The organism is Paenibacillus oenotherae (genome assembly GCF_019443105.1).
Taxonomy (GTDB): Bacteria; Bacillota; Bacilli; order Paenibacillales; family Paenibacillaceae; genus Paenibacillus_Z; species Paenibacillus_Z oenotherae.
Map to the genome: position 1 here is coordinate 16,132 of NZ_JAHZIJ010000028.1, position 25,131 is coordinate 41,262.

At 52.8% G+C, this 25,131-nt stretch carries 25 protein-coding genes; 17 read left to right on the plus strand and 8 right to left on the minus strand.

Going from position 1 to position 25,131, the window contains the following annotated elements:
- Positions 1–86 precede the first annotated feature (86 nt).
- Together K0T92_RS23200 and K0T92_RS23205 are read left to right on the plus strand one after the other, a co-directional pair.
- Complete coding sequence (locus tag K0T92_RS23200) at positions 87–701, plus strand: TetR/AcrR family transcriptional regulator (RefSeq protein WP_219874982.1); 615 nt, start codon at positions 87–89, stop codon at positions 699–701.
- Between the two features lie 97 nt (positions 702–798).
- Entirely contained in the window at positions 799–1,389 is a 591-nt protein-coding gene (locus tag K0T92_RS23205; RefSeq protein WP_219874984.1) for a GNAT family N-acetyltransferase, read from the plus strand.
- 772 nt (positions 1,390–2,161) lie between these two features.
- Here the strand turns inward: K0T92_RS23205 and K0T92_RS23210 are convergent.
- Positions 2,162–2,362: a hypothetical protein gene (locus K0T92_RS23210; protein ID WP_219874986.1), complete on the minus strand. Its 201-nt coding sequence runs from the start codon at positions 2,360–2,362 to the stop codon at positions 2,162–2,164.
- 118 nt (positions 2,363–2,480) lie between these two features.
- Between K0T92_RS23210 and K0T92_RS23215 the strand changes: the two genes are divergently transcribed.
- Positions 2,481–3,038 carry a GyrI-like domain-containing protein gene (locus tag K0T92_RS23215; protein WP_246628382.1) on the plus strand — a complete coding sequence of 186 codons (558 nt, stop codon included), beginning with the start codon at positions 2,481–2,483 and terminating at the stop codon, positions 3,036–3,038.
- 117 nt (positions 3,039–3,155) lie between these two features.
- Here the strand turns inward: K0T92_RS23215 and K0T92_RS23220 are convergent, their stop codons facing one another.
- Together K0T92_RS23220 and K0T92_RS23225 are read right to left on the minus strand one after the other, a co-directional pair.
- The gene (locus tag K0T92_RS23220) at positions 3,156–3,500 is read right to left on the minus strand and encodes a hypothetical protein (protein ID WP_219874988.1); all 345 of its coding nucleotides are present in this window, start codon (positions 3,498–3,500) and stop codon (positions 3,156–3,158) included.
- A gap of 14 nt (positions 3,501–3,514) precedes the next feature.
- Positions 3,515–3,934 (minus strand): hypothetical protein, encoded by a 420-nt coding sequence (locus K0T92_RS23225; RefSeq protein WP_219874990.1) that lies wholly within the window; start codon positions 3,932–3,934, stop codon positions 3,515–3,517.
- 427 nt (positions 3,935–4,361) lie between these two features.
- Here K0T92_RS23225 and K0T92_RS23230 point away from each other — a divergent pair, with 427 nt between their 5' ends.
- From K0T92_RS23230 to K0T92_RS23260, 7 genes are all read left to right on the plus strand, one after another.
- Positions 4,362–5,144, plus strand: a complete 783-nt coding sequence (locus K0T92_RS23230) for a YheC/YheD family protein (RefSeq protein WP_219874992.1) — start codon at positions 4,362–4,364, stop codon at positions 5,142–5,144.
- A gap of 98 nt (positions 5,145–5,242) precedes the next feature.
- Positions 5,243–6,466, plus strand: coding sequence for an outer membrane protein assembly factor BamB family protein (locus tag K0T92_RS23235; protein ID WP_219874994.1), 1,224 nt, complete (start codon positions 5,243–5,245; stop codon positions 6,464–6,466).
- A 13-nt stretch (positions 6,467–6,479) separates the two neighbouring features.
- Entirely contained in the window at positions 6,480–7,427 is a 948-nt protein-coding gene (locus K0T92_RS23240; protein ID WP_219874996.1) for an alpha/beta hydrolase, read from the plus strand.
- A 237-nt stretch (positions 7,428–7,664) separates the two neighbouring features.
- The gene (locus K0T92_RS23245) at positions 7,665–8,765 is read left to right on the plus strand and encodes a BMP family lipoprotein (RefSeq protein WP_219875003.1); all 1,101 of its coding nucleotides are present in this window, start codon (positions 7,665–7,667) and stop codon (positions 8,763–8,765) included.
- A 66-nt stretch (positions 8,766–8,831) separates the two neighbouring features.
- A complete protein-coding gene (locus tag K0T92_RS23250) occupies positions 8,832–10,361 on the plus strand; it encodes an ABC transporter ATP-binding protein (RefSeq protein WP_219875005.1) in 1,530 nt (509 codons plus the stop codon).
- Positions 10,358–11,434, plus strand: a complete 1,077-nt coding sequence (locus K0T92_RS23255; RefSeq protein WP_219875007.1) for an ABC transporter permease — start codon at positions 10,358–10,360, stop codon at positions 11,432–11,434. Before K0T92_RS23250 ends, K0T92_RS23255 begins: the two co-directional genes overlap by 4 nt.
- 2 nt (positions 11,435–11,436) lie before the next feature.
- The gene (locus K0T92_RS23260; protein ID WP_219875009.1) at positions 11,437–12,390 is read left to right on the plus strand and encodes an ABC transporter permease; all 954 of its coding nucleotides are present in this window, start codon (positions 11,437–11,439) and stop codon (positions 12,388–12,390) included.
- Between the two features lie 147 nt (positions 12,391–12,537).
- Here K0T92_RS23260 and K0T92_RS23265 read toward each other — a convergent pair whose 3' ends face one another.
- Positions 12,538–13,323: a DUF6492 family protein gene (locus tag K0T92_RS23265; RefSeq protein ID WP_219875011.1), complete on the minus strand. Its 786-nt coding sequence runs from the start codon at positions 13,321–13,323 to the stop codon at positions 12,538–12,540.
- Positions 13,324–13,443: 120 nt separating this feature from the next.
- Here K0T92_RS23265 and K0T92_RS23270 point away from each other — a divergent pair, with 120 nt between their 5' ends.
- Entirely contained in the window at positions 13,444–14,514 is a 1,071-nt protein-coding gene (locus K0T92_RS23270; RefSeq protein ID WP_219875013.1) for a phosphotransferase family protein, read from the plus strand.
- Positions 14,515–14,596: 82 nt separating this feature from the next.
- A complete protein-coding gene (locus tag K0T92_RS23275; RefSeq protein WP_219875015.1) occupies positions 14,597–14,884 on the plus strand; it encodes a hypothetical protein in 288 nt (95 codons plus the stop codon).
- Between the two features lie 517 nt (positions 14,885–15,401).
- Here the strand turns inward: K0T92_RS23275 and K0T92_RS23280 are convergent.
- Complete coding sequence (locus tag K0T92_RS23280) at positions 15,402–16,097, minus strand: class I SAM-dependent methyltransferase (protein ID WP_219875017.1); 696 nt, start codon at positions 16,095–16,097, stop codon at positions 15,402–15,404.
- Between the two features lie 60 nt (positions 16,098–16,157).
- Entirely contained in the window at positions 16,158–17,183 is a 1,026-nt protein-coding gene (locus K0T92_RS23285; RefSeq protein WP_219875019.1) for a MerR family transcriptional regulator, read from the minus strand.
- Between the two features lie 312 nt (positions 17,184–17,495).
- On the opposite strand from K0T92_RS23285, the gene K0T92_RS23290 reads away from it, so the two are divergent.
- Positions 17,496–17,696 (plus strand): cold-shock protein, encoded by a 201-nt coding sequence (locus tag K0T92_RS23290; protein ID WP_072330115.1) that lies wholly within the window; start codon positions 17,496–17,498, stop codon positions 17,694–17,696.
- 84 nt (positions 17,697–17,780) lie between these two features.
- On the opposite strand, the gene K0T92_RS23295 is transcribed toward K0T92_RS23290, so the two are convergent.
- Together K0T92_RS23295 and purM are read right to left on the minus strand one after the other, a co-directional pair.
- Positions 17,781–18,902 (minus strand): PQQ-dependent sugar dehydrogenase, encoded by a 1,122-nt coding sequence (locus K0T92_RS23295; RefSeq protein ID WP_219875021.1) that lies wholly within the window; start codon positions 18,900–18,902, stop codon positions 17,781–17,783.
- Positions 18,903–18,962: 60 nt separating this feature from the next.
- On the minus strand, positions 18,963–20,009 hold the full coding sequence (gene purM, locus K0T92_RS23300; RefSeq protein ID WP_219875023.1) for a phosphoribosylformylglycinamidine cyclo-ligase: 1,047 nt from the start codon (positions 20,007–20,009) through the stop codon (positions 18,963–18,965).
- Positions 20,010–20,148: 139 nt separating this feature from the next.
- On the opposite strand from purM, the gene pdxR reads away from it, so the two are divergent.
- From pdxR to K0T92_RS23320, 4 genes are all read left to right on the plus strand, one after another.
- The gene (pdxR, locus tag K0T92_RS23305; protein ID WP_219875025.1) at positions 20,149–21,678 is read left to right on the plus strand and encodes a MocR-like pyridoxine biosynthesis transcription factor PdxR; all 1,530 of its coding nucleotides are present in this window, start codon (positions 20,149–20,151) and stop codon (positions 21,676–21,678) included.
- 142 nt (positions 21,679–21,820) lie between these two features.
- Positions 21,821–22,444, plus strand: a complete 624-nt coding sequence (purN, locus tag K0T92_RS23310) for a phosphoribosylglycinamide formyltransferase (RefSeq protein WP_246628383.1) — start codon at positions 21,821–21,823, stop codon at positions 22,442–22,444.
- Positions 22,445–22,609: 165 nt separating this feature from the next.
- The gene (locus tag K0T92_RS23315) at positions 22,610–23,407 is read left to right on the plus strand and encodes an FkbM family methyltransferase (protein WP_219875027.1); all 798 of its coding nucleotides are present in this window, start codon (positions 22,610–22,612) and stop codon (positions 23,405–23,407) included.
- A gap of 138 nt (positions 23,408–23,545) precedes the next feature.
- Positions 23,546–24,964, plus strand: coding sequence for a sensor histidine kinase (locus tag K0T92_RS23320; RefSeq protein ID WP_219875029.1), 1,419 nt, complete (start codon positions 23,546–23,548; stop codon positions 24,962–24,964).
- Positions 24,965–25,131 lie beyond the last annotated feature (167 nt).

Consider the following 25,131-nt stretch of genomic DNA (forward strand, 5'->3'; position numbering starts at 1 on the left):
GTTGCTCCACTCCTTTTGCAATACAGTTGTATTAATTTAATTTAGCACAACTGTATTAAAACATCAACTGATGATATAATGTAGCCATGCCAAAAATAGTCGATCATCACAAACAAAAAGAAAAGCTGGCGGAAGCGGCGTGGAGAGTCATTCTCCGCGAGGGGATGGAGCGTGCTTCTGTCCGCAATATAGCTGAGGAAGCGGGCTTGTCGGCAGGCTCTCTCCGGCATTATTTCTCGACGCAATCAGAGCTGCTGGCCTTCTCCATGGAGATGGTCTCTGTACGAGTCAAGGAGCGGATCAGAGGGTTGCCCTTTACCGGCGAGCCGATTGCCGATGCACAGCTGCTGCTGTGGGAGCTGCTGCCGATTGACGAGGAGAGAAGAGCGGAGATGGCGGTCTGGCTGGCATTTACGGCCAAAGCGCTGTCAGATCCGTTGCTCCAGCCATTGAAGGATGAGATCTATGCCGAGATGAAGCTGGGCATGGTCTCTGTCATTGAAGAGCTGTTCAACCGATACCACAGCACGGCCTCAAAAGAGGAGCGGGCGCTTGAGGCGGAGCGGCTGTATGCGCTGCTGGACGGTCTGGCGATCCATAGCATCATGAAGCCGGCTGAGGTAGATGCCGGTGTAATGAAATCAGTCATCAAGCAGCATATTAACAGCATCTGCAGGAACGATCCGGCGGCAGGCGGCTGAAATCGAAGAAGTCGGGTGTATGTTCCGTCCTCTCTGCACACACGCTCCGGCGCTAAGCGGAGTAAAGTAAACGATCATCATGAAGAGGGGGATGCGCTTGATTCGATTATCCCGGCCCGATGAAGGGCAGTATGTTGTTCCGCTTCTATATGCAGCGATTGGCAGTGACATTGCGGCGATGCTGACCGGCGAGCGGGAGGCGCAGCGGGCGATGGAAGTCATGCTGGATTTCTTCGGGCAACAGGGCAACAGGCTCAGCTATGAGAACGTGGTCGTTGCGGAGGCGGACGGGCACCCGGTGGGCTGCGTGTTGTTCTATCATGGCAGCGCTATCGGCGACTTGGATCGGCCGCTGTTGAACCGGGTAGCGATGCTGACGAACAACCCTGATGTCTCTTTCACCAGAGAGGCGCAGGAGGATGAATTCTATCTCGATTCCCTTGCGGTGGATGACCGATATCAGGGGCGGGGAATCGGCGGAGCGCTCATCGCGGCATTCGAGGCCGCAGGCAGAGCCCGTGGCTTTGACCGGCTGGCACTGATCGTGATCCGGGGCAATGATAAGGCCAAGGCGCTCTATATCAAGAAAGGCTACGAGCCGGATGGCCAACTTGAGCTGTGCGGCCATATCTATGATCATATGGTGAAGCGGATTGATCATAGCGGCGGCAGCGTGAAAGGAAGCTGACGGGCCGTCTGCGGCCCGTTGCTGGCTTGCGTTGCTGGCTTGCGTTGCTGGCCCGTTGCTGGCTTGCGTTGCGTGCGGCTCGTGCGGAGCTGCGTTGGGAGCTGTCCAGGCCGTTTGGGGAATCCCTCCGGCCGGGGATTTCATAAACGGCGAACATTGCCTGCTTAAAAGCAGGTTTTTTCGCGTTTTCGGCCCGCTAAAGACGAAATGCCTGCCAAAGTGCAGCCATTTCATCATATTTGCCTCTCTCGGCCCCTTGCTGCTCGCTATTCCTGCTTTATCGCAGGCTTTCTGCCTCTCACGGCTTCTTTTAACTACAATTCCTGCACTTACGCAGGCTTACTTCCATGCTGTGGGCGACAATCGTCGTGCAACGTCATGACGCGCGCTGAGCGAAGAACATGTGGTAGCCCCGTCCCGCCGCGTGTTGAACGTAGATCATGTGGTAGCATCCGTCCCGCCACGTGTTGAACGTAGATCATGTGGTAGCCCCCGTCCTGCCGCGGCCTGAACGTAGATCATGTGGTAGCATCCGTCCCGCCGCGCGCTGAGCGAAGATCATGTGGTGGCATCCGTCCCGCCGCGCGCTGAGCGAAGATCATGTGGTGGCACCCGCCCCGCCACGAGCTGAGCGAAGATCATGTGGTGGCATCCGTCCCGCCACGAGCTGGAGCGTATCATTCAATTGGCTCAATCCGCAGTGGGCCAGCCCAAAGGAAAAGCGGCTAAGAGCAATGCTCCAGCCGGGAGCTGAACGGTTGTCGTTCAGTTATTATTGTGTGCTGTCCGTGTTGATGTTGACGTCCGGTTCAGCAGGGGTGACAATGGGGGCGGTATTATCCACCTCACCGTTGTTGTTCCCATTGCTGTTGCTGTCATTCATACATGCTGATGCACTCATCAGAAGAGTAATGCTCAAGACTGCGGTAAGAAGCAGTGTGGACCAGCGTTTGAACGTGTTTTTCCTTTCCATGTCGCAGTTCCCCTTTCGACTAGTGGTTGTCGTTCATGATACATACATACCCGGATCTGCGAAATTAAACACATGATTTGGGGAAGGCGCATGAAACGATGACAGGATGGTGTCCACTTTGTTATCGTACAATGATGCTGTTGCGGGCTGGACGATAACGATAGGAAGAGGATGGTGCAGTACTATGGAAATTACGGATGAGCCAGTACAGCTGGCAAGCATGACATTAGCCGGTGTAGGCGCAAGGACGGATAATCAATGTGAGGCGGGGCCGGAGGGCTGCATTCCCGAGCTATGGCAGCGTTTTATGGAGGCGGGCTTGTCTCAGCTGCCGGGTACACAAGAGCCGCGATATACATACGTCCTATATACAGACTATGAGAGTGACGTGAACGGAGCGTACACTGTTCTTATCGGGCATGAATGGGAGGGCGAGCCGCCGGTGGTAGACAAGGTTGGCTGGACAACGGCTGCTCTGCCGGAATCCCGGTATATTGTTTTCAAGGCATCGGGGGGCCCTGTGCAGCAGGTCGTTATTGAGGCATGGCAATACATTTGGGCATGGTTCGAATCCTCCCCGCATGTTCGAACGTATTCGGGAGACTTTGAGCGTTACGACATGGCTGGCTTCAATCCCGAGCAGGCTGTGGTGGAAATCTATTTGGCGATCCAATAGCACAACTGGGAAGCTTCGTTCGCGAAATGAAATAGCCGGCAGCCATGAGAGACATGGGTGCCGGCTATTTTAGAAGATGCTCAATATGCTATTAGTGCTGCGTTACTTTCGAAATCGTTACCAGCTTGACCGTGGTCTTTGGATGGAATCCGTTTCCCTGTCGATATCGTTCATCATATCTTTGATCCGGTCCAAAGCTTGTTGAAGCTGCTTTTGATGAGAATCAAGACGATGGGCGATCGATCTCATTTGTGCCTGGCTAGGGGGTTGCGGCGCATTGGAGAGTTCAATTAACTCTTTCTCAATGGCATCAATCCCGATCAAGCCTGTGCCAAGCATTTCGATGCCAAACTTTGCTTTATCAGCAATGTGATCAATTCTTAAGGCCGTTTCTTTAGCTTGATTGTTTCCCCAGCCGGAAATGTAGTTAGGTTGACCTACAGGCGGTGTGTAATCACTCATAGAATAAAGCCTCCTTATTTCTGGTATTTATCGGTGATTTCATCGATTTTATCGGTCAGCTTGTCAATCTCGTCTGTCAAACTGTCAATTTCATTCGTTAATTTGTCTACATCCTTGATGTTCCGTTGAACTTCGTCAATATTTCCGCCCGCAGCAATAACTTTGGACATGACCTCCTGTGCGATGGAGGTTACAAGAACCTGCACATGATCAGGAGCGTTCTGTCCAACTTGCGCAACCAGTCTGTCAATAAGCGGCTTGATTTGAGTCAATGTAGTTGCAGCATTCGTTAATTCACGGCCGCAAGAGTTGAGCTCGGAGTCAATTTTATCGGCTACGCGGTCAATTTTTGACTGTGTAATTTGATCAATTTCTCTTATTACTTTATCGATATCATTCGCCATTTCACGGACTGCGCTTTTTCCTACGAACATTGACTTCTCCTCCAGTTTGTTTACAAATTAGTGAGTCATCTTGATTATAAGGGAGAACCCGTTACTCCACAATCAAAACTAGGTAAATATCCCAAATTTTTCGCGTGAATCAGAGTCAAATAACAATTTATTCCTGTTAATCATCAACTGTCGCGCCGGTGTTCTTTTGGCCACTATCCCTTTCACTCAGACAACAATTTTCAATCAGACAACAATGGGCTCATCCCGGATAAAATGACGGGCACCCGTTCATTCCGCGGCCATCTGAACGAAGGGGATAGTGGCCCAAAGGCCGTCAGTATGAGGGTTCTGATTACGGGCCAACAGCGGTCAATTGCCGGTAAACGGGTATCTATTTTCCCTATACTACACGATTGCACAATCTCTCTGCGTGAGCCTCTCATATAGTATCAAGAGGTGACTGATATTGAAATCGCGCAGGTACAACAGCAGGCCTATTAGAGGCAAGCTTCGTGTGTGCAATTATTTGACCGCCAGCAATGGGCTCAAACGCCATGTTCCCCATACGGTTCTGTTCACTGAGAACAATCTCAAGTCTATGTCTCTATCCTATAAATCGGTCTATATTAAGCCCGATATTGGCTCTATGGGCATAGGTGTTTATAAGCTGAATCATGTCTCGGACGGCTTCGAGCTCTATTCGACCTTTAAACGCAGGCAGCATCGGCAGCATTTCGGTACGGTGTCAGCCGTGTACAATCATATTAAAGCCAGGCATGGGAACAGAATGATTATTCAAACGACGGTTGCACTTGATCGAGTAAACAACCGCCCCTATGACATTAGGGCAATGGTTCAGAGAAGGCCGGGTGGAGCATGGACATGCACAGGCTATCTGGTCAAGATAGGAGCCACGCCGAACCATATTGTGACGAACTATTCCCAAGGAGGGGCGATCGAGACAATCCAGAAGCTTCTGAAGAGGAAGGGATTATCGGCTGGGGAGCGCGCTTCCCGGATACGTTGGCTGTCCAATAAGGCAATTGCGGTGTGCAGAACTCTCAGCAGCAAACGATCCGGCATGCGCGAGATGGGGATCGATTTTGCATACGATAAGAATGGCCGTCTGTGGATTCTGGAGGTAAACTCCAATCACCCGCAATTCCATCCGCTAAAAAATATAGACCGCACGGCATATTCCAGAATGCTGTCCTTCGCGAAAAGCTATGGCCGGTACAGCAGCAAGTAAGCTGCTGGCGGCCTTTTCTAATTCACCTTTACATCCATCCAGATAATGGATTAAGCTAAGTGTAGTGGCAAATCCAATGAACAGGCAAAGGGTGTGAAATGATGAAAGGGTTGATGCGAAGCCCGCGGCCTGCGTGCTGGCTGCTCGGGCTGCTGCTCATCTTCCTGTCAGGCTGCGCGGCAGACAATAAACCGGCGGTCAAGGATACAGTTGAGGTACAGGAGGTTAAGAAAGAGGAGCCGCAGGAGACAGTGATCGATAAGGCTTCTCAGGAAGACCGGACGCAGGAGGCATGGAGGTTCGGGACGCAGGGACGAATTACGTCTTCGCCGCTTGTTTATGAAAACGCTGTCTACTTCGGCAGTGATGACGGCAAGCTGTATGCCGTTTCGGCACAGGATGGCAAGGAGCTGTGGAGCTTCGATGCCGGCGGCATGATCCGTTCCAGTCCTAAGCTTACGGAGCTCGGCACCGTAGTCTTCCAGAACCATGGGGGAATCGTCTATGCGCTGGACGCCAAGAGCGGGGCGGTCGCTTGGGAGTATTCCGGGCATAAGGTGCAGGGAGAGGCGCAGATGGACGAATGGGACTATTACGATGCTTCGGCATCTGTGGACGGTGACAGGATCTACATAGGCAGCGCCAACGGCATGATGGCCGCTTTGCAGAGCAGTACGGGCGCGCTGCTCTGGCAGTTCAAGGCAGGGGCGCCGATCAAGGCAACCGCGGCCCATGATGAAGAGCGTGTCTACGTGGGGGACTGGAACGGCAAGCTGTATGCGCTGGACAATAAGACCGGCAAGCTAAGCTGGGAATATCAGACGAAGCCGAATCTCCATCATAAGGCGATTCAATCAACACCTTGGGTGGAGGATGGCACCGTCTATCTGGGGGGCAGGAATTTCTCCTTCTATGCGCTTCATGCAGCGGAGGGAACCGTCCTCTGGGAGCGTCATGAGCCGGCTTGGGTTGCCTCGCCCGTCTATGCAGACGGCAAGGTTCTCGCAGGCAATTCCAACGGCACCTTCATGGAGGCTGTCGAGCCGGAGACAGGTGAGATGCAGTGGAAGTTTATGCTGGACAGCAATGTGCTGGCAGCACCGGCCGTTGCGGATGGGGTTGTCTATTTCGGCTCGGGCTTCGCTTATGAAACGGGAACCAGGGATGAGTATCTGTACGGAGTGGAGTTCTCAACGGGAGAGCTGAAGTGGAAGCACGCAACAGGCAAAATGCAAACAACACCAGCGGTGCAAGGAGACAAGGTCTATTACACGGGATTCGACGGGGCGCTTCATGCTGTGCGAATGAACGGGAATGACTAGGAGGAGCAGGGAGATGAATATGCGCAAATGGTTATGTTGTACCATTATGGCCAGTTTCGTTCTGGTTGGGGCTGCGGGCTGCGCCCAGCCCGAGGACAATAATAGCGGCGCGTCGCCTTCACCGATCGCGGCAGCCCCGGCTCAAGCCAAGCCCGATCCGGTGAAGAAGAAGACGTCGGGCAATGGGCCCGTATGGAACAGGGAAGTATTCTATAGCGAATCGCTGCAGAAGGAGATGGATGTCCATGTGTATCTTCCGCCGGGCTATTCAGCCTCCGAGAGCTATCCGGTGCTGTATCTTCTTCATGGCTTTGGCGGTAATTATCAGGATTGGATCCCGCACAGCGGACTTCCGGGCGTTGCGGACAAGCTGATACGGAGCGGCAAGGTCAAGCCGCTTATCGTCGTCAGCCCGCAGATCGATACGAGCTTCGGCATCAATTCCTCCAGTGGTCCGGCTGAGGTGAATGCGATTGGGGTAAGCGAGGGTCTGTATGAGGATTATATCGCTCAAGACCTCCGCAACTATATCGAGAAGAACTATGCGGCGGATCGGAGCTCGAGCAGCAGATATATCGGGGGCATCTCGATGGGCGGCTTCGCGGCGCTGCATATCGCGTTCCGCAATCCGGAGCTGTACAGCCGGGTCGGGGGTCACAGTGCATCGCTTTGGCTGGAGGACTCCAATGATTTCAGTGATCAGAAGGCATGGGTATTCGGAGACCAGATTACGAAGCGGGCCCGTGATCCGTTGGAGCTGGCCGAATATGCGGATCTGGGCGCTATGGAAGTCTATCTGGATTGCGGCAATTATGATGCATTCGCCCCGCGTTCGGTCAAGCTGTATGAGCGGCTGAGCGAACGGCAAGTATCTACAGAGCTGCACATTCAAGAGGGTGGGCATAGCGGCGCCTATTGGAGCAAGCATGTGGAGGATTATTTGCTGTTCTATGCAAAGTAGTAACGGATGCTGTGACTAATCTCACATGAATATACGATATTATGTTATTCTATTCCTTTTTTATATTATTGGAAGCGTTTGTATAATGGCCCGAAAGCCAGCTGAAATGTTGAATGCGGAACCTTCCTCTTCTTAGGCCTAAAAATAATGTCTACAAATAGTTAGAAGTGGTTTATACTAAGGATAAGAAGAAGATTCATGTCATTAAACATAACATAAACGGAGGTGCGATCATCAATGAAAAAAGGGATCGTCTTGTTGGCTGTTTGTGCGCTGGTGCTAAGCTTGCTTGCCGGGTGCGGCAACAAAGAGAATGGAGGCTCTGATGGAACCGGAGACTCCGGGTCTGCAAGCTTCAAGGTCGGCATGGTGACGGATGCGGGTACAATAGATGATAAATCCTTCAATCAGGGCACCTGGGAAGGGATTAAGAAAGCGGCAGAGGAATTCAAGCTCGACAGCAAGTACTTGAAGCCTAATGGAACGACAGAGGCTGAATATACGAAGGAAATCGGCAATCTCTTCGATGCCGGATTCAAATTCATTGTAACGCCTGGCTTCAAATTCGAGACAGCTATCTTCAAGTCTCAGGACAAATATAAGGATGCCAAGTTCGTACTGATCGATGGCGCGCCGCATAGCGGAGACGGCAAGGCAGCGGTGAAGGAGAATACGGTATCGATCTTCTTCGCGGAGCATGAATCCGGGTTCATCGCAGGTGTCGCAACTGCACTGCAGCTGAAGGAAGGCGAAGCGGGCTTCATTGGCGGCATGGAGATCCCTCCCGTGCAGAAATACAACTGGGGCTTCCAGCAGGGCGTCAAGTACGCGAATGAAAACCTTGGCACGAAGATCTCCATCAAGCAGGAGAATGTTATCTACGAAGGCAGCTTCGACAATGTGGCAGGAGGCGGACAACTCGCAGCGCAAATGTTCGACCGCGGTGTGGACGTTATTTTCTGCGCAGCAGGCGGAGTTGGCGTAGGTGCTATTAATGAAGCGAAGACTCGCGGTGCTGGCGGGGCAGAAGCATGGATCGTTGGCGTAGACGTGGACCAGTATGCGGATGGCGTGTATAAGGATGGCAAGTCGATCATTCTGACGTCTGCGATGAAGAAGATCGATCATGCTGCATACGATATGATTCAGGCAGAGAAGGAAGGCAAGTTCCCGGGCGGTCAGACGCTGGTGTTCGATGCCAAGAATGACGGCATAGGCATACCGACAGAGAATCCGAATTTGAGCAGCGAGACGACGACGCAGGTGGACGAACTATTCAAGAAGCTCAAAGCGGGTGAAATTACTGTCGCGGGGGAACAAGGCGGTCTGATCAAATAATTGAATAATGGAAGAGACGGGCTACCGTCTCTTTTTGATTTTGAGGCCATAAAGGAGGGGCGGTCCATGGATTATGCGGTTGAGATGCTGGGCATAAGAAAGGAATTTCCGGGCATCGTCGCCAATGACGATATTACGCTGTGTCTGAAGCGCGGTGAAGTTCATGCTCTGCTGGGCGAGAATGGAGCGGGAAAGTCAACGCTGATGGGTATTCTGTTCGGCATGTACCAGGCTGATCGCGGTCTCGTCAAGGTGAACGGCAAGGAGGTGCGCATCGGCAATCCCAACGTGGCGACGAAGCTTGGCATCGGGATGGTGCACCAGCATTTCAAGCTGGTAAGTACGTTTACGGTGACGGAGAATATTATTCTGGGCAGCGAGACACGCAAGGGCTTTGTGCTGGATGTGAAGACAGCCAGCCGGAGGATTGAGGAGCTGTCTCAGCGATACGGCTTGAATGTTGATCCCTATGCGAAGATCGAGGATATCTCGGTAGGCATGCAGCAGAGAGTGGAAATTTTGAAGATGCTCTATCGGGATGCGGAAGTGCTCATACTGGATGAACCGACGGCCGTGCTGACCCCTCAGGAAATTCTGGATCTCGGCGTTATTATGAGGAATCTCATTCAAGAGGGCAAGTCCATCATTCTAATTACACATAAGCTCAAGGAAATCAAGGCTAACGCGCACCGCTGCACGGTGATTCGCCGTGGCAGGACGATCGGTACGGTGGATGTGGCGGCGACCAGCGAGCTGGCTATGGCTGAGATGATGGTGGGCCGTCAGGTCACCTTCAAGGTGGACAAGAAGCCTGCCGTCCCGGGAGCAGTCGTGCTGGAGGTGGATTCGCTGTCAGTCAAGAACAACAAGAAATGCCTGGCGCTCAGCGACTTTTCCCTTCAGGTAAGAGCTGGCGAAATTGTCGGTATTGCCGGCGTGGACGGGAATGGACAGTCGGAACTGGTGGAAGCGATTGCAGGCCTGCGCAAGCCGGAATCGGGAACGGTGCGTTTGAAGGGTGAGGAGATCACGGCGATGTCTGTCAGGGGCAGAATTCAGCGGGGAATCGGGCATATCCCTGAGGACCGGCAGAAACGGGGACTCGTGCTGGATTATTCGATAGCGGAGAATATGGTGCTGGAGGTCTATCACCGCGAGCCGCACTCCAGAAGAGGCATTCTGAATAAGTTGGCGATCAAGCAATACGCGGAACGGATTATTGCGAGTTTCGACGTCAGATCCGGGCAAGGTGCTGCGTCGATCGTCCGTTCGCTGTCCGGCGGCAACCAGCAGAAGGCGATTATCGGCCGCGAGATAGAGCTTAATCCCGATCTGCTTATCGCCGTACAGCCTACAAGGGGACTGGACGTCGGGTCGATTGAGTATATCCATAAACGGCTGATCGAGCAGCGCGACAAGGGGAAGGCGGTTCTGCTCATTTCGTTGGAGCTGGATGAGATCTTGAATCTGTCCGACCGGATCGCTGTTGTGAACCAGGGGGAGCGAGTCGGAATTGTCGAGGCTTCCGAGACAGACGAGAACGAGATCGGGATGCTGATGGCTGGCGTGAAGGCAGAAGGAGGGGAAGGCGCATGAGAAGCGGGATTATCTCTTTAATCGCTGTTCTCTTCGGGCTGCTGGCAGGGGCTGTATTAATGGCGGTCACGGGCCACAGTCCGCTTGCGGGCTACACGTATCTGTTCGAGGGAGGGCTGAAGAACCCGGAGCGAATCGGGAATACCCTTGCAACGGCGACACCGCTTATATTCACGGGCCTGTCGGTTGCCTTCGCTTTCCGCACAGGGCTGTTCAATATCGGCGCAGCGGGCCAGATGCTGTTCGGCGGCTTTCTTGCCTCGGCAGCCGGGCTTAGCTTCGATCTTCCCAAGCCGCTTCTGCTGCTCGTCATGGTTATTGCCGGATTCGTGGGCGGGGCGCTGTGGGCTGTCATTCCAGGCATTCTGAAGGCCAGGTACAATGTGCACGAGGTCGTCTCCACGATTATGATGAACTGGATTGCTTACTGGACGGTATATTATGCTGTTCCGGCCTATTTCAAAGGGGAGTTTCTGGAGACGGAGTCGAAGTTGCTGCCGGATGCCGCAACATTGAAGATCCCTTTCTTAACGGACCTGTTCGGCGGCTCCTATATTAATCTGGGGTTGTTCCTGGCGGTGATTGCCGTCATTGTCTTCGCCTTCATTATTAACCGGACCACGCTGGGCTATGAATTGAAGGCGGTGGGCCTGAACCGTCAGGCTGCTGAATATGCGGGTATTGCCGTCAATCGCAGCATCGTGCTGTCGATGATCATTGCGGGCGGCTTGGCGGGGCTTGGAGGCGTGGCGGAGTATGCGGGCAATGCCGCGAATATCCAGATCGGCATTTTGCCGTCACAAGGGTTCGATGGTATTGCTGTCGCCTTGTTAGGCGCGAATACGCCTGTCGGCGTATTGTTGTCTGCGCTGTTCTTCGGTTTATTGTATTCGGGCAGAGGCTTTATGAATGCGATGACTGAGATTCCGCCGGAGATTGCGAACTCGATTATTGCCATTATCATCTATTTCGCAGCTGCCAGCATTCTGATTGAACGTCTGGTGCGGTGGCTCGTGAGACGACGGGCGGCGGGCAGCGAATCCGGGCCGTCAGCCGAAAGGAAGGTGGAATGACGATGTGGACAACCCTTGTGCAAATTATGCCTTATGCGATCGTGTTCACCATTCCACTACTTATTACGGCGCTTGGCGCCCTGTTCAGCGAGCGGAGCGGTATCGTCAATATTGGTCTGGAAGGTCTGATGGTAGTTGGCGCGTTCGCGGGCGCCTTCGTCATATTCAAATTCCAGGCGTTATGGCCGAACAATGCCGCAGCACTGTGGATGGGTCTGCTGGTGGCGATGATCGCGGGCATTCTGTTCTCGCTCCTTCACGCCTTTGCGAGCATTAATCTAAGCGCCAATCAGATTATAAGCGGTACAGCGATTAATATGATCGCTGGAGCGATTACGGTATTCCTTGCCAGAAATATGACAGGGAGCGGGAACATTCGGATTACAAGCGGGTTTAGCCGATACGATGTTCCGCTGCTGTCGGATATTCCGGTCATCGGCAAGCTGCTGTTCACCAACACCTATGATACGACCTGGTTGATTCTCCTTATTGTGGCGGCAAGCACTTTCGTACTGTACAAGACACCGTTCGGGCTTCGCCTCAGAGCTTGCGGAGAGCATCCGCATGCGGCGGAAGCGGCGGGCATCAATGTCAGGAAGATGCGCTACATGGGTGTTATGATCTCCGGCGCCTTCTCCGGTCTTGGCGGAGCGATTATTATTGTAACCTTCGCAGGCGAATTTACGGGAAGTGTGTCCGGACTCGGATTCCTGGCGCTTGCATCTCTGATCTTCGGGCAATGGAAGCCGATGGGCATTCTTGCGGCGACACTATTCTTCGGCTTCGCCAGCACTGTGGCCAACGTATCGCAGGTGATCCCGTCGCTTGCCGTAATCCCGCCAGTCATCCTGAAGGTATTCCCGTATGTTGTGACATTGCTTGCGCTTATCGTCTTCTCTAAGTCATCTCGGGCGCCGCAAGCGGCGGGGGAGCCGTTCGATTCCGGCAAGCGGTAAAGGCTGCCTGGCCGCGGCTCGCGGCACGGCGTTGCGGCTGTGCGGCGTGCGTGAGTGGTGTGGGGTGACTTGAAGCGGATAAGGTGATGCATACCTGGCATGGCGGGGCTGGCCGGGCCGCCCGGGCCAGCCGGAGCAATGGCCGCTTTACCGTCGCGAGTAGGCCTTGCGCTCATGGAAGGACACGGATCTGTAGCGCAGCGCCAGCTGCTTGCGCTTGGCGCTTGTCAGCTGGGCGGCATTCATCGTCAAGCTCTTGTTGAGTGCTGGCCTCAGCTTGTACTTGCCGGAATGGCGGGACCTGAAGTAGTTCCCGTACGTCTCGAACTCGGAGAAGGCGAATTGGCGATTCTTGTTCATGCTGCGGAGGATCGCCTTGTACCAGCTGGTGCCGTGCCTGGCTTCAATATCCTGCTTCAGCTTCGTCACCTTGGAGCGCTGGAACAGCATATAGTGGGTAACGAAGGAGACAGGCGAGGCCGCCTTGTGCCCCATCAGTCTTTTGTAGGTGCGAAAATATTCCGGCTGGCTCCATTTGCGATAGTAGAAAATCGATTGTTCCTTGTCTGAGGCTGTGAAAGTATGCGGCCGAATGAGCACGGTATCGGCATCGATCACCAGATAGTAGCGCTGCTTGGTCAGTTGGTCGCCGCTGAGCTTCAACAGCTGCTGGTACAGCCAGCCTGAACGGTCCCAGCGCTTCGAGCTGTAGTTGATGCTGCTCTTCGTAATAGGCAGAACGCGCTTCTCATTGATGAATGTACAGCCTTTGCGGCTGCACAGCTGCTTCATCCTCTCCGTGTCCGGCGAGATGATCAGAATTTTGCCGATAGGATGCTTAACCATTGTTCTTACGCTGTCGATCACGTAGGGAAGTGTCTTCAAGTCCTTCTCTATAGCTGGAATCAGAATATCGATTGTGGGAAGTCCCATGTTCTTGTCAACTCCATATGGATTTGGATTGGATGCTCTGTGCACAGAATATGTAGCGCTCCGGCAGAAGGTTCAATGTTGATATTGGGATCAGTATATGCAGGGAAAGGGGGAGCAGGCTTGAAGGAGTCGGGGGCTAACAGAAACGGACTGAATGAGCTGCGCGGGCTGGATGAGCCAGATGAGCCGCACGGGCTGGATGAGCCAGATGAGCCACGCGGGCTGGATGAGATCAGTGAGCGAGGGGCGAGTAGCGCCTTTCCCGCTGACCTTGTACTTCCGGATGGATCATTGAACGGCAGATGGGCCAGGGGAAGAGAGATTCTGTACCGGGGCATGAATGGACAAGCGGTCGAGCGATTCTATATGGATGGGCCGCTGAGCTATATTTACAAGCCGCTAACGAATAGCGGGCAGTGGGGACAAGAGAAGTGGGTGTACGAGCATGTGCTGCCATCCTTCCCGCCGTTATACCCGCAGCTGCTGGCTGCTTCGGCTGACCGGAGCACGGGGCTGCACTGGATGATATTCGAGGACATGGGCAAGCTGCGCCATGAATTCAGCGCGTCTGCTGCGGCTGAGCTGGCCAGACATGTATCATGGTGGCATTCGCAGCCCGTAGACAGGCTGGTTCATATTCCGCTGAAGGGACCCAAGCCGCCGATGGAGCAAATGGTTGCGGAACTGCTCGGCAATGAAGCGGGAGTAAGGAAGATGCTGGCGGATATTTCGCTTCCCGAGGATATGCAGGAGCATGTATATGCTGCGCTGAAGCGGGGGCTGTTCCCGGCAGAACGGGTGCTCTCCCACGGTGATCTTCATCTGGGAAATTACGCGCAGGTTAGCGGCCGGATCGTCGTCCTGGACTGGGAGCATGCCCATCTGAACTCACCCTTCTGGGATCTGTATCACATTATCGATATGTCCCATCCTTCCTTTCCCAAGAGCATCACTAGCAGCGCCAGGCTTCTCATTCTGCAAGCTTATGGGGAACGAAGGGGCGGCGGCCTCAAGGAGCCGGAGTTTCTGCGGGAATATGCTCTGTTCGCCTGTGCGTTCTCGCTCTGGATGCTGGGGCTCATAGCAGGGGATCTGGCGGCGGGGGGAGAGACCAAGTGGCCGAGGGAGCAGCTGGAGAGACAGCTGCAGGAGACGATAGCGAGCTTGCGCCAGTGTGCCGAGATGCTGTAATGCCGCACTATGCGGCTGCTTTCAGAATTCGGGAATGGGGTAATAGATACCATTCTCAAATTCAGTTAAGGAGGCGGCATGAATGGCGATGAAGGATCAAGAAATGAAGGATCTCGCTACTCAAAGGGATATCGATCCCGATTATGGTTTGTTTGTTGATGAGGTAGATGAGGATGTCATTCCGGGTGCTGAAGAGGAGCTGCTGGAAATCTATCCGTATGATGAGGTACTTAGGGTGGACGAAGACAGAGTGTCGGAAGCGGAGGACAAGGGGGATGACAGCCCCGTTGATCCGGCGGCGCCAGAAGACGGCTTTCACGGCACTGATCTGCTCAATGGCGTCGGCCATGAGCCGGAGAAGGAAGACTGAAGCGCAGCAAGGAGCGCATCAAACCACTTCTGGACAACCCCTTCTCCAAGCGTGGTTTGAAGGCAGCGTGACGGAGTAAGAAGCCTGCGAATGTGCATGAATTTCGGTTACAAGATGCCATAATGGTTAAATTTCTGCGATCATGCATGAATTTTGGGGAAAATCGGCCGTTTAAGGAGAAATGAAGGTGAAATACCTGCACGCTGGCAGGCATTTCACCTTCATGGGGCCAGAAACGAGCAAATACATGCCGTTTGGCAGGTTTCGCCTGGCTGGCATCTCGCTTGTCTCTTTTTTTCGTACCGCGTGCTCCACCCGGTGGCGATTTGAAGTCGCACCTCGCGCGGGGAGCTGCGCGAGGTGCCGGAGTACGGATCGTCCTCTGGCGAGGAGTACGTCAGCAGTCCCATGATCGCAGGGATGCCACATCGTATAGCTTCTTAAAGTGGGAGCTGAGATTTTCCAAAAGGACTTTCGGGACAGCTCCTTGCTGTGCCAGACCGGAGCCCAATAGCCGTTACGGCTTCGCGTGTCTCCACCAGATGCCCGCGCATTCCGGCAGTGTAGTCCAGTTGTTGGCCACCACCTGGTCTGCTATGATGTCGCCGAAGAAGAAGCGCGTCAGCTCTTCCGCCTGCCCCAGGTCGTCAAAGACATAGTCGGTTCGGATAGACCGGTGGGAGAAGCCATACTCCTGCACGAGCGTGTCATAGTAGCTCTGAAGGAAGTCAGGAGCCGAGGGAGTTGCTGCGGCTGTTCCCATCGTTTCGAAAATAATAACGGTGCCGCCAGGCCGAAGAACGCGCTCAATTTCGTTCATGACTTCACGGATGTTCGACTGCCAATGGGGGACATTGGTGCTGCCCAGATAGCAGATGCTCCAGCCTGCAACGATCAGATCAGCGCTCTCATCGGCAAGGGGGAGACTGCGGTTGTCGGCGACCGCCGTTCGCCAATTGTCATGTCCGGCAGTCTGGCTGAGCCTGCTTGCCGCAACAGCAAGCATAGCTTCTGCGCCATCCAGCGCAGTAATCGAGCGCGCCTTGGGGGCCAGAGCGACGGCAAGCCTGCCTGTGCCGGCTCCGATATCGACGATGTCCAAGCCTTGATAGCTCCTTATTTCATCGACATAAGTGTGCAGTTCGTGCTGTTTGGAGATCAGTTGGTGATACTTGTGTGCTTCTTGCTCATAGATTAGATCATGATTAGGCATTTGTAATAACCTCCTTCGTTTCCTGCATCGTACATGTTGACGCAGCGTGAAGGTCAAGCGTTAGTAGAACGAATCTCCACGGATCGGAATGGCGTATACAAGATGCAGCCGATCATTCAACTGCTTGTGCTTCGTGACATACCCGTTGTCCTCGAACCATTGCAGCAGTGACGGCAGCTTAATGCTCTCCTCCGAATGACCTCTGTCGATAGGTTGGTCAGCGGCAGCAGAGCCTGCAACCATCAGGTCCGCAATGCATATCCGACCGTGCGGTCTGGACACTCTTCGCATCTCCTCCAATGCCAGAGTCTGCTGCTCGCCTGTCAGGTGATGAAAGGCAAAGCTGCTTACGACAAAATGAAATTGACCGCCTATATAAGGGAGCGCCAGAAAGTTGCCCAGTCTGGTTTCCATCGCGGGGTACTTGGATTGGCAGAGCCGCAGCATTTCCTTGGATTGATCGACACCTGACATGTGAGCCCCCTTGCTGATAAGCATGCCAGCCAGATTGCCTGTCCCTGTGCCGATGTCGAGACCCTCTTCCCCCTGTGCTGGCGATATCCAATTCACGATCTCATCCAGCGCATGTTCGTAGTCCATATACATGCCGGAATTGCCTGTTACCCGTCTGTCGTGAGTCTCGGCCAATTCGTCGAAATCCCATTTGTCCTTCCAATTCTCACGCTGCTCCCTGATCTGCTTGGAGTCGGCAGCGAGCTTATATATATCTTCCAGCGGCAGGGTATGATTGTCTTGCAGCAGGGAAATCATATGATCGGTCGTCTCAATAACCTGCTTGATCTCCAGCCACTGCTTCATCATGACAGAGCGTTGGAGCTCCAGATAATACCGCAGCTCTCCATGGCCCTTCGCGTCAATTTCCTGAAGCGCTTGCTTGATATTGGACAGCTTCATTCCGGATTCACGCAGCGAAATGATCGTTTGCAGCCGCCAAATATCCTTCTCCTCGAAGGTGCGGTACAGGTTATGCTCCTCTTTATGAGGGGACAGCAGCCCCTTCTCTTCATAAAAACGGATCGCCCGCGCGGATATATTCAGCTTGTCGGCGAGTTCCTTGATCTTCATAGCGGCACGCTCCTTCTCCCTTCATGATAAACATTCACGCTGCGTGAATGTAAAGGGGATGAGGTTATTGTAGCGGCTGCGAATCATTATTTGAAGGGTTTGGATGCAGCGAAATTTAATTGGAAATTTGGGAAAGAAAAATTGCTTTTTATGGTGGGAGTATGGTAAGATGAAAGCACTCATATCGACGGAACCTTAATTCACATATTGTAAAGGGTTGTCATTGTGTTGGATGGTACCTTTTACAATGTGTGAATTTTATTTGTAACAAGAATAAATAAACATGTTAATTTACTTTTGGAGGTAACACCCATGCAAACAGGAACAGTTAAATGGTTTAACGCAGAGAAAGGCTTTGGCTTCATCGAAGTTGAAGGCGGCAACGATGTATTCGTACACTTCAGCGCAATCACTGGCGAAGGCTTCAAAACGTTGGACGAAGGACAACGCGTTGAATTCAACGTTGTTCAAGGCAACCGTGGACCACAAGCTGAGAACGTTGTAAAACTGTAAGAACATCAGACATAAGAAGCTGTCCCAGGTCATTTTGATGACAAGGGACAGCTTTTTTTAATGCGGTTTACACGCGCAAAATCATTATTTTTTCGGCGTCAGTCGAATAATTCGGTCGTCTTCTTGGCTGGGGCTGCCGCGGCCGTCGCGATTGTTGGTCATGAGATAGAGCGTGCCATCAGCTCCATTGTATACATTACGCAGCCGCCCGAATTCCTGGTAGAGTACAGATTGTATGGAGGGGGTATCTCCCAATGTGACACGGATAAGCTGCTGACCGCGCAAGGCGGCAACCAACAGACTTCCTTTCCACGGACCTTCGTTAACGAAGGTAATGCCGGATGGAGCCCAGGTTTCATTGCCGCTATGCAGCAGCGGAGCTAACAATGGGTTGTCCTTGTCGTCCACGGACTCATCCCCTTCAATGAGAGGCCAGCCGTAATTGCCGCCAGGCTTGATTTCGTTAATCTCATCATGCGCCGATTGTCCGTGCTCGGAGCTGTACAGCTTGCCTGTCTCAGGATGCCAGGCGAGCCCTTGCGGATTACGATGTCCCCAGCTGTACACAGGTGAATTTGGGAATGGATTGTCGGGAGGTATTGTGCCATCCAGGGCGATCCGCAAAATTTTGCCGCCGGTGCTGCCGGGATCCTGCGCTAATGGCGGCTCGTACCGGTCACCGGAGGTAATGTAGAGATACCCGTCGGGTCCGATCTTGATTCTGCCGCCGTTATGGTTGGATGAACCCGGGAGGTCATCAATCAGCACTTTGTCCACCTGCGCCTTGTTGCCGCTCTCGACGAGCCGCAGAACGCGATTCTTGACCTCATCGTTCTCTTCATACGTGTGATAAAGGTATAGAATATGGTTGGCGGAGAAACCCGGATCAAGCGTCAGCCCTAATAATCCGCCCTCGCCATCGCTGATGAAGGGCGTGTCCAGGGTAATGACAGGCTCCGGATTCAGCTGTCCATCCTCAATAACGCGAAGCGCGCCCGATCTCTCGGTGAAAAAGATTCTGCCGTCATCGGCGATATCCATCTCCCAGGGCACATCTAGTTCTGAGGCGATAACGTCTATCGTGTAGGGAATATCTGCTTGAGACAATCCGGCCTCTTCTTCACCTGCTATCTCTGAACTTCGCACACAGCCAGTGGCAACGACGGTCATTATTAACACAAGTAGAATGGCAGCACTTCTCATCATGCAACTCCTCTCGCAATTTGCTGATCAATCTTTGCCTGAGTTATGGCATGGTTATCCGGCCTATCTATTATACCATTGCAATTGCCCAATGAACTCGACGACTTGATCACCCTTCACAATTTCCCCGATCTCATAAGCAGGACAGCCATGCTTCCGCAGATGCTCAATTATCAATTGCACGCCTGCGGGATCAGCAACTACCGTCATACCAACGCCAAGATTGAAAGTTTGCAGCATGTCCTCTGGAGGAACTTGTCCGAACGTATAGATTGCGTTGAAGACCGGAAGGATGTCTATTGTGCTGCAATCGATCCGCGCGTTTGTCCCCTGGGGCAGAATCCGGTTCAGATTGCCTGCAATCCCCCCTCCGGTAATATGAGCCAGACCATGAAGCTCCGGCATCTCGAACAACTCCTTCAATGGCCTGTAATAGCATGTGTGCGGCCGCAATATCGCGTCGAGAAAGGACTCCCCGTCAATCGTCTGGTCAACGATCTCGGGCGATTCCTCCATGATCTTCCTGACCAGCGAGTATCCGTTCGTATGGGGGCCGTTGGATGCGATGGCCAGCACCTTGTCACCCTGCCGAATCCTGCTGCCGTCAATGATTTTGTTCCGGTCAACGACACCGAGAATGCTCGCATTGAGCATGTAGTGCCCCTCACTTAATAGTCCTGGCTGCTCTGAGGTTTCTCCTCCGATCAGACTGCAGTCTTGCTCCCGGCAAGCCTGCGACAGATGCTTCACAATGTCCACGACGGTTTCCCTCTCCAGCTTGCCGCACAGAATCGTATCCAGCACGACCTCGGGTTTGGCGCCCATAACGATAATGTCGTTCACCAGATGATGGATGAGATCGCGGCAAATCTGCTCTATCCGGCCGTGCTGGAATGCCAGCAGCTGCTTGGAGCCCGGCTCCTCCGCTTTCAGCACAAGCACTGGATTGTCAATGCCTGCGAAATCCGCTGCAAACAAGGATGCGAAAGCGCCTGGCTTGTTCATCACGCGGGGATCCCCGGTAGCCATCACGTGCTTGAGCTCGGCCTTCGTTTGGTCTGCATTCCGGATATCGACGCCTGCATCCGTATATGTCCGCTTCTTTTCCATTATGAATCGCCTCTTTCTTGTGGATGGATTATAGCTCGATTATAACGATGAAATGTCATTTTCAAATGTACAGATTATTTATATAATTAATGACAGATGACAATCATACTACTCACCACTCTTAAAGGAGACGAGAGCCATGTTCATGCCTCCGATACTGCCGCAGCAGCAGGGTACATCCAAGGAAGCCGGATATATGCGGATCTACCGCTATTATAGGGAAAATATTTTGCAGGGCAGCATCCCGCAGCATTCGAAGCTGCCCTCCATCCGCGCGCTTGCGCAGCATATGGGGATAAGCCGCAATCCGGTGGAGACGGCTTATGCCCATCTGGTTGCGGAAGGATATATCATCAATAAGGAGAAAAGCGGCTATTACGCAGCTCCGTTGGAAGGGCTGAACACACGCGGGGATCTGCATGCGGTGCAGAATGCCCCCGGTGAACCGCATGCGGCGGAGAATGCCGCGGGTGAGCCACATGAGGTACAGAATGCCGCGGGTGAACCGCGTGCGGCGCAGAACGCCCCCGATGAACCGCGTGCAGTTCAGCACGCGGCTGACGGGATTTATTTTGGCCATGACGGGGTGAATATGGAGCACTTCCCGCTCGCTGTCTGGAAGAAGCTTACCTTGAAGGTGCTCCGCAGTGAAGGGGATCGAAGTCTGTTCAGCTATGGGGATCGGAAGGGGGAGCCGCGATTGCGATCCCTTATAGGGGATTATCTGAAGGGGAATCGCGGCGTCCAATGTGATCCTGCGCAAGTCATCATCACCTCTGGCACGCAGCAATCTGCGCTAATTATTAGCGCGCTTCTTCGCAGCGAGAAGGGGGGGATGGGAGTTGAGCAGGCGATGCACCCTGGCATGTATCGCATTTTCCAGCAGCAGCTTCTCCAGCCGGTGCCCATTCCGCTGGAAGCGGACGGTTTATCCTGTGACGAGGAGAATCTCAGCGATGCGCTGAGCAGCGTATACGTAACCCCTTCGCATCAATTTCCTTACGGGATGATTCTTCCGGCGGCGAAGCGGGTCTCGCTCCTTCAATGGGCGTATCGAACGAACGGCTGGATCATCGAGGATGATTATGACAGCGAATTTATTTATGAGGGCCGCCCTCTGCCTGCACTGCAAGGAATGGATCATAGGGGCAGCGTCATCTATCTCGGAACATTCTCCAAAGCGCTTGCGCCTGCGATCCGCCTGAGCTATCTTGTCCTTCCGCCGCGTCTGCTCGCGAGGTTCGAGCGCGAATTCAGCCATTATGACCAAACGGCTTCCCGCTTGACCCAGAAGACGATGGAAGCTTTCATGGAAGGCGGACATCTGGATCGGCATATCCGAAGGATGAGAAAGGTATATAACGAGAGCCGCCAAGTGCTGATTGCTGCTGTCGAGTCCTATTTTTGCGGAAAAGGAATTATATCGGGCTCATCTTCCGGCCTGCATCTTCTCCTGAGTGTGTATAGCGCTTATTCTACTGAGGAGCTCCTCAGTCGGGCCGCTGCGAGCAAAATAGTTCTCGATCCTGTCTCGAAATATCATATAGCGGGAGGAGAAGATGTAGATGCAGCTATGGCGGCATCCAGCTTCGTAATGGGATTCGGCGGGCTGTCCCCCCGTGAGATAGAGGAAGGGGTTCGGAAGCTTGCGGGGGCATGGCTAGATTAAGTCTATAGTTAGTCAGGCCGCATTTTAGGAAACCGGTTTCCTACATTAGCTATATACGGCAAACAGCTGGCCCGGAGTAGTTAAGAATACGGAAGCTATGCTATGATGTGTGAGTCAAAATTTTACTAATGGAAGTGATTTCATGAAGGGTATGAAGCTAGGCTTCCTTGCCTCACATGGGGGAAGCAACGCCAGGGCGATTATAGAGGCCTATAAAGCCGGACGCCTGCTGGCTGAGCCGACTGTCGTTATAAGCAATAATTCGAATTCTCCTGCTCTTGCCTATGCCAGGGAAGAAGGACTCCCGCATTACCACCTTAGCTCTGTCAAATATGCCGATCCGGGTGATCTTGATCATGCCATTCTCGGCACATTGTTGAAGCATGGCGTGAATATCGTTATTCTCGCCGGATATATGAAGAAGATCGGGCCCCTGATGTTAGGGGAGTACAGCAATCGCATCCTGAATATTCATCCATCGCTGCTGCCTAAGCATGGCGGCAAGAATATGTTCGGGAAGGCTGTTCATGCATCCGTATTGGAATCCGGGGATACTACGACAGGCGTGACCATTCATCTGGTCAACGAAGAGTACGACCAGGGTCCGATATTGGCCCAATTCCCGGTTCCGGTTCATCCATCGGATGATGTGGATACGCTCGCCGCGCGCGTGCTGGAGCAAGAACATCTCTCTTATGCGGAGACGATTAACCGGATCGCCCAGGGAGAATTGAAGCTGAATCTGGGTAATCCGGGTCAATCCTGACCTGATGTGACACGGCTGAAGCATTAATCATTGTTTCCCGCAGCATGACGCTATTCATGAGGAGCGACACGGCATCATACCATTAGATTAGGATGAATCCTTCCATGATGAGTATGAAGGGTATCTGGACTCGGACAGATACTCTCAGTGCCGGAGGCGAGCATATTGAATTCCATCTACATAGGCGGCAATAGAATTCTTAGTCTGACAGGCTGCGGACATAAGCTCATTCTGCCGTCTGCTGATCTCAGTATTACGCCGGAGATTGTCATAAATGGAGGAATAGAGTGGCCGCTGACCCGGTTTTTACTTCGGGAAGTGAAGCAGGGCCATCGTGTGGTCGATATTGGCGCGAATGTAGGCTATTTTGCCGTCTTATGCGGTTATCTTATTGGCCCAAGCGGGAAGCTATGGGCTTATGAGCCGCATCCTGAGCTGTATCCCTTCCTGATGGATAATCTGTCGATTAATTATTTGCACGATCGGACAGAGGTTAGGCCGCTGGCTGTATATTCGGCTGCCGGCTCCCTTGTCTTTCAAGCGGCTCAGCGGTTTATGGGCAACAGCTCTGTTCATCGGCATGGTGATGCCTACCACAAGCACTACAGGGATCATATCGTGGAGCTATCGGTCGAAGCGGTTGCCCTGGATGATAATGCAGATGAGCTCGGCACCGTCGATTACATGAAAATGGATATTGAGGGCGGGGAATACCGCGCTCTGTTAGGTATGGATGGCATGATCAGAAACGGAATCCGACATCTTATCTTCGAAGTGAACCGGACTATGCTTGCGGACGACTGGATGCCTTTCTGTGAATTGCTGCGAAAGTACGAGGCTGATTACGGCAAACAATTTTCACTCCTGACGGAAGAAGGGGTTCCGGTTCCGACCACGGCGGACGATCTGATCGAGTCAGGCAGTCAGCCCTTTGTCCTCATGAAGGCAAGGGCAGAGAGTTAATCCATCTGTGATAGAAAATGAAGAGCAAAATACCCTAAAAAGGGTATTTTATTTTTTTATGGCGTGATAAACAGTATCTGTTCTTGCAACGTCAGTTATATAATAGAGGCATACAGATAGAAGGAAGGGGGATTCTCTTTGTTATACGCTTTTATACTAACGCTTACAATCGGGCTGGTAATCACGTTTGCCGGCAATCGGACGCCTACCGCAAAGGGGGCGGCCTATCTGATGTTTGCCGCAGCTGCAGGTTGTCTGGGACGGGCCCTTGAAGGAGGCATTATAAAAAGTGTCGTGGATCATGAATTATTACCCCTCCCTATGATCCCTTATTTAGTAGGCGCTTCCGAGATCGGCATTGCGATAGGCATCTATGCATTGCCCTGCTGTTACGTGAACTATGCGTATGCCTCTTGGGGAGTGAGGGCGGCATCGTGGTGGGTCAAGATCGGCTTGAGACTGCACTGGGTACTGGCTGCATTATTAGTGGCCTATCACGGGCGCCTCGTCCCTGTGACATTGGCTGAGAGACGCCTGAATCTGGCAGTGGTCGCAACGCTGGTTATCGGAGCCTCTATTATTATTGTTGTTGGTTATATACGAGAGCGGAACCCGGTAAGACGAAGGAATCGCTTGGAGGCTATGCTGCTCTTCGTTCCGCTCATGATGATCAATCTGTTTATTGGCTATGTAGGCGCTGCATTCGGTTTTAAAAATATGTTTCTGCTGAACACGGTGCTAATAACCCTTTTTTTCATGTGGTTTATCGTGTTCGCTATTAAACGCGGATTGTTCGGACTGCGTCTGCGGCTTGAGAGGCAACTCTACAGCTCGGCCATTAGCGGCTTAGGTACGGGTGTGTCGCAATTGAATCATGCTATCAAAAATCAAGCAAGCCTGCTCGTCCTGTTCGGGGATCGACTCAAGCAGATTTCTGATAATCCGACGAAAGAGCAACTCCTCCACCAAGCAGAGCTGATTGCTGAAACAGGTCATCACCTGGCGCAGTGGACTGACCGTATTCATGCGCAGACACAAGAGATCATACTTCAGGAGGAACAGGTCAATCTGGCGTCATTAATTGAATACAATTTAACAACTCTTAGTGGGATGGGGGATGACATTCATATCGTTCGGGATTATACAATTGAGCCGCTGCTTCATTGTGATCCGACACATTTGAAGGAAACAATCGCTAATATCATCATCAACGCATCTGAAGCGATGGGTGGTAAGGGGACCCTGACTATACGGATCTGCGAGTCCGGCAAGTGGCTGATCCTATCGTTCGAGGATACGGGCCACGGAATGGATGCAAGCCAGCAGGCGAAGGTATTGCAGCCATTCTATACGACGAAAAGGAATCCAGGCAACTACGGGCTGGGACTATCTTATTGCTTTCAGGTTATGGAGCGCCACCGTGGCGAGCTTCGCCTCTGCAGCAAGGCAGGACAAGGGACCGTTGTAAGTCTGTGCTTCTCATTGAAGCGCATGAAGAAACAAGCAGCTGCATCGTTGGCAAAAGGTGAACCAGCGAACCGGTACAGGGCGAAATGAGGCATTGCTGGCGGCTCCCGGCATGCGGGATGTGCGCTGCTTCGGCAGAGAAGTGCCAGGCCTTGTCCGCTGCCAAGGGTGGCTGAAATGATGAGGATACGCTCCAATTCGGATTGCTTTCATGCCGCTGATAAGCTATCGTTTACAGAATAGAGCATGTTGCTTCA

Coding starts and splice junctions, on each gene's coding strand:
- pdxR (WP_219875025.1), top strand. CDS start 20,149: ATGTTCATGCCTCCGATACTGCCGCAGCAGCAGGGTACATCCAAGGAA.
- K0T92_RS23295 (WP_219875021.1), bottom strand. CDS start 18,902: ATGATGAGAAGTGCTGCCATTCTACTTGTGTTAATAATGACCGTCGTT.
- K0T92_RS23225 (WP_219874990.1), bottom strand. CDS start 3,934: ATGTTCGTAGGAAAAAGCGCAGTCCGTGAAATGGCGAATGATATCGAT.
- K0T92_RS23210 (WP_219874986.1), bottom strand. CDS start 2,362: ATGGAAAGGAAAAACACGTTCAAACGCTGGTCCACACTGCTTCTTACC.
- K0T92_RS23265 (WP_219875011.1), bottom strand. CDS start 13,323: ATGGGACTTCCCACAATCGATATTCTGATTCCAGCTATAGAGAAGGAC.
- K0T92_RS23280 (WP_219875017.1), bottom strand. CDS start 16,097: ATGCCTAATCATGATCTAATCTATGAGCAAGAAGCACACAAGTATCAC.
- K0T92_RS23220 (WP_219874988.1), bottom strand. CDS start 3,500: ATGAGTGATTACACACCGCCTGTAGGTCAACCTAACTACATTTCCGGC.
- purN (WP_246628383.1), top strand. CDS start 21,821: ATGAAGGGTATGAAGCTAGGCTTCCTTGCCTCACATGGGGGAAGCAAC.
- purM (WP_219875023.1), bottom strand. CDS start 20,009: ATGGAAAAGAAGCGGACATATACGGATGCAGGCGTCGATATCCGGAAT.
- K0T92_RS23245 (WP_219875003.1), top strand. CDS start 7,665: ATGAAAAAAGGGATCGTCTTGTTGGCTGTTTGTGCGCTGGTGCTAAGC.
- K0T92_RS23290 (WP_072330115.1), top strand. CDS start 17,496: ATGCAAACAGGAACAGTTAAATGGTTTAACGCAGAGAAAGGCTTTGGC.
- K0T92_RS23240 (WP_219874996.1), top strand. CDS start 6,480: ATGAATATGCGCAAATGGTTATGTTGTACCATTATGGCCAGTTTCGTT.
- K0T92_RS23285 (WP_219875019.1), bottom strand. CDS start 17,183: ATGAAGATCAAGGAACTCGCCGACAAGCTGAATATATCCGCGCGGGCG.
- K0T92_RS23250 (WP_219875005.1), top strand. CDS start 8,832: ATGGATTATGCGGTTGAGATGCTGGGCATAAGAAAGGAATTTCCGGGC.
- K0T92_RS23255 (WP_219875007.1), top strand. CDS start 10,358: ATGAGAAGCGGGATTATCTCTTTAATCGCTGTTCTCTTCGGGCTGCTG.
- K0T92_RS23200 (WP_219874982.1), top strand. CDS start 87: ATGCCAAAAATAGTCGATCATCACAAACAAAAAGAAAAGCTGGCGGAA.
- K0T92_RS23235 (WP_219874994.1), top strand. CDS start 5,243: ATGATGAAAGGGTTGATGCGAAGCCCGCGGCCTGCGTGCTGGCTGCTC.
- K0T92_RS23260 (WP_219875009.1), top strand. CDS start 11,437: ATGTGGACAACCCTTGTGCAAATTATGCCTTATGCGATCGTGTTCACC.
- K0T92_RS23275 (WP_219875015.1), top strand. CDS start 14,597: ATGGCGATGAAGGATCAAGAAATGAAGGATCTCGCTACTCAAAGGGAT.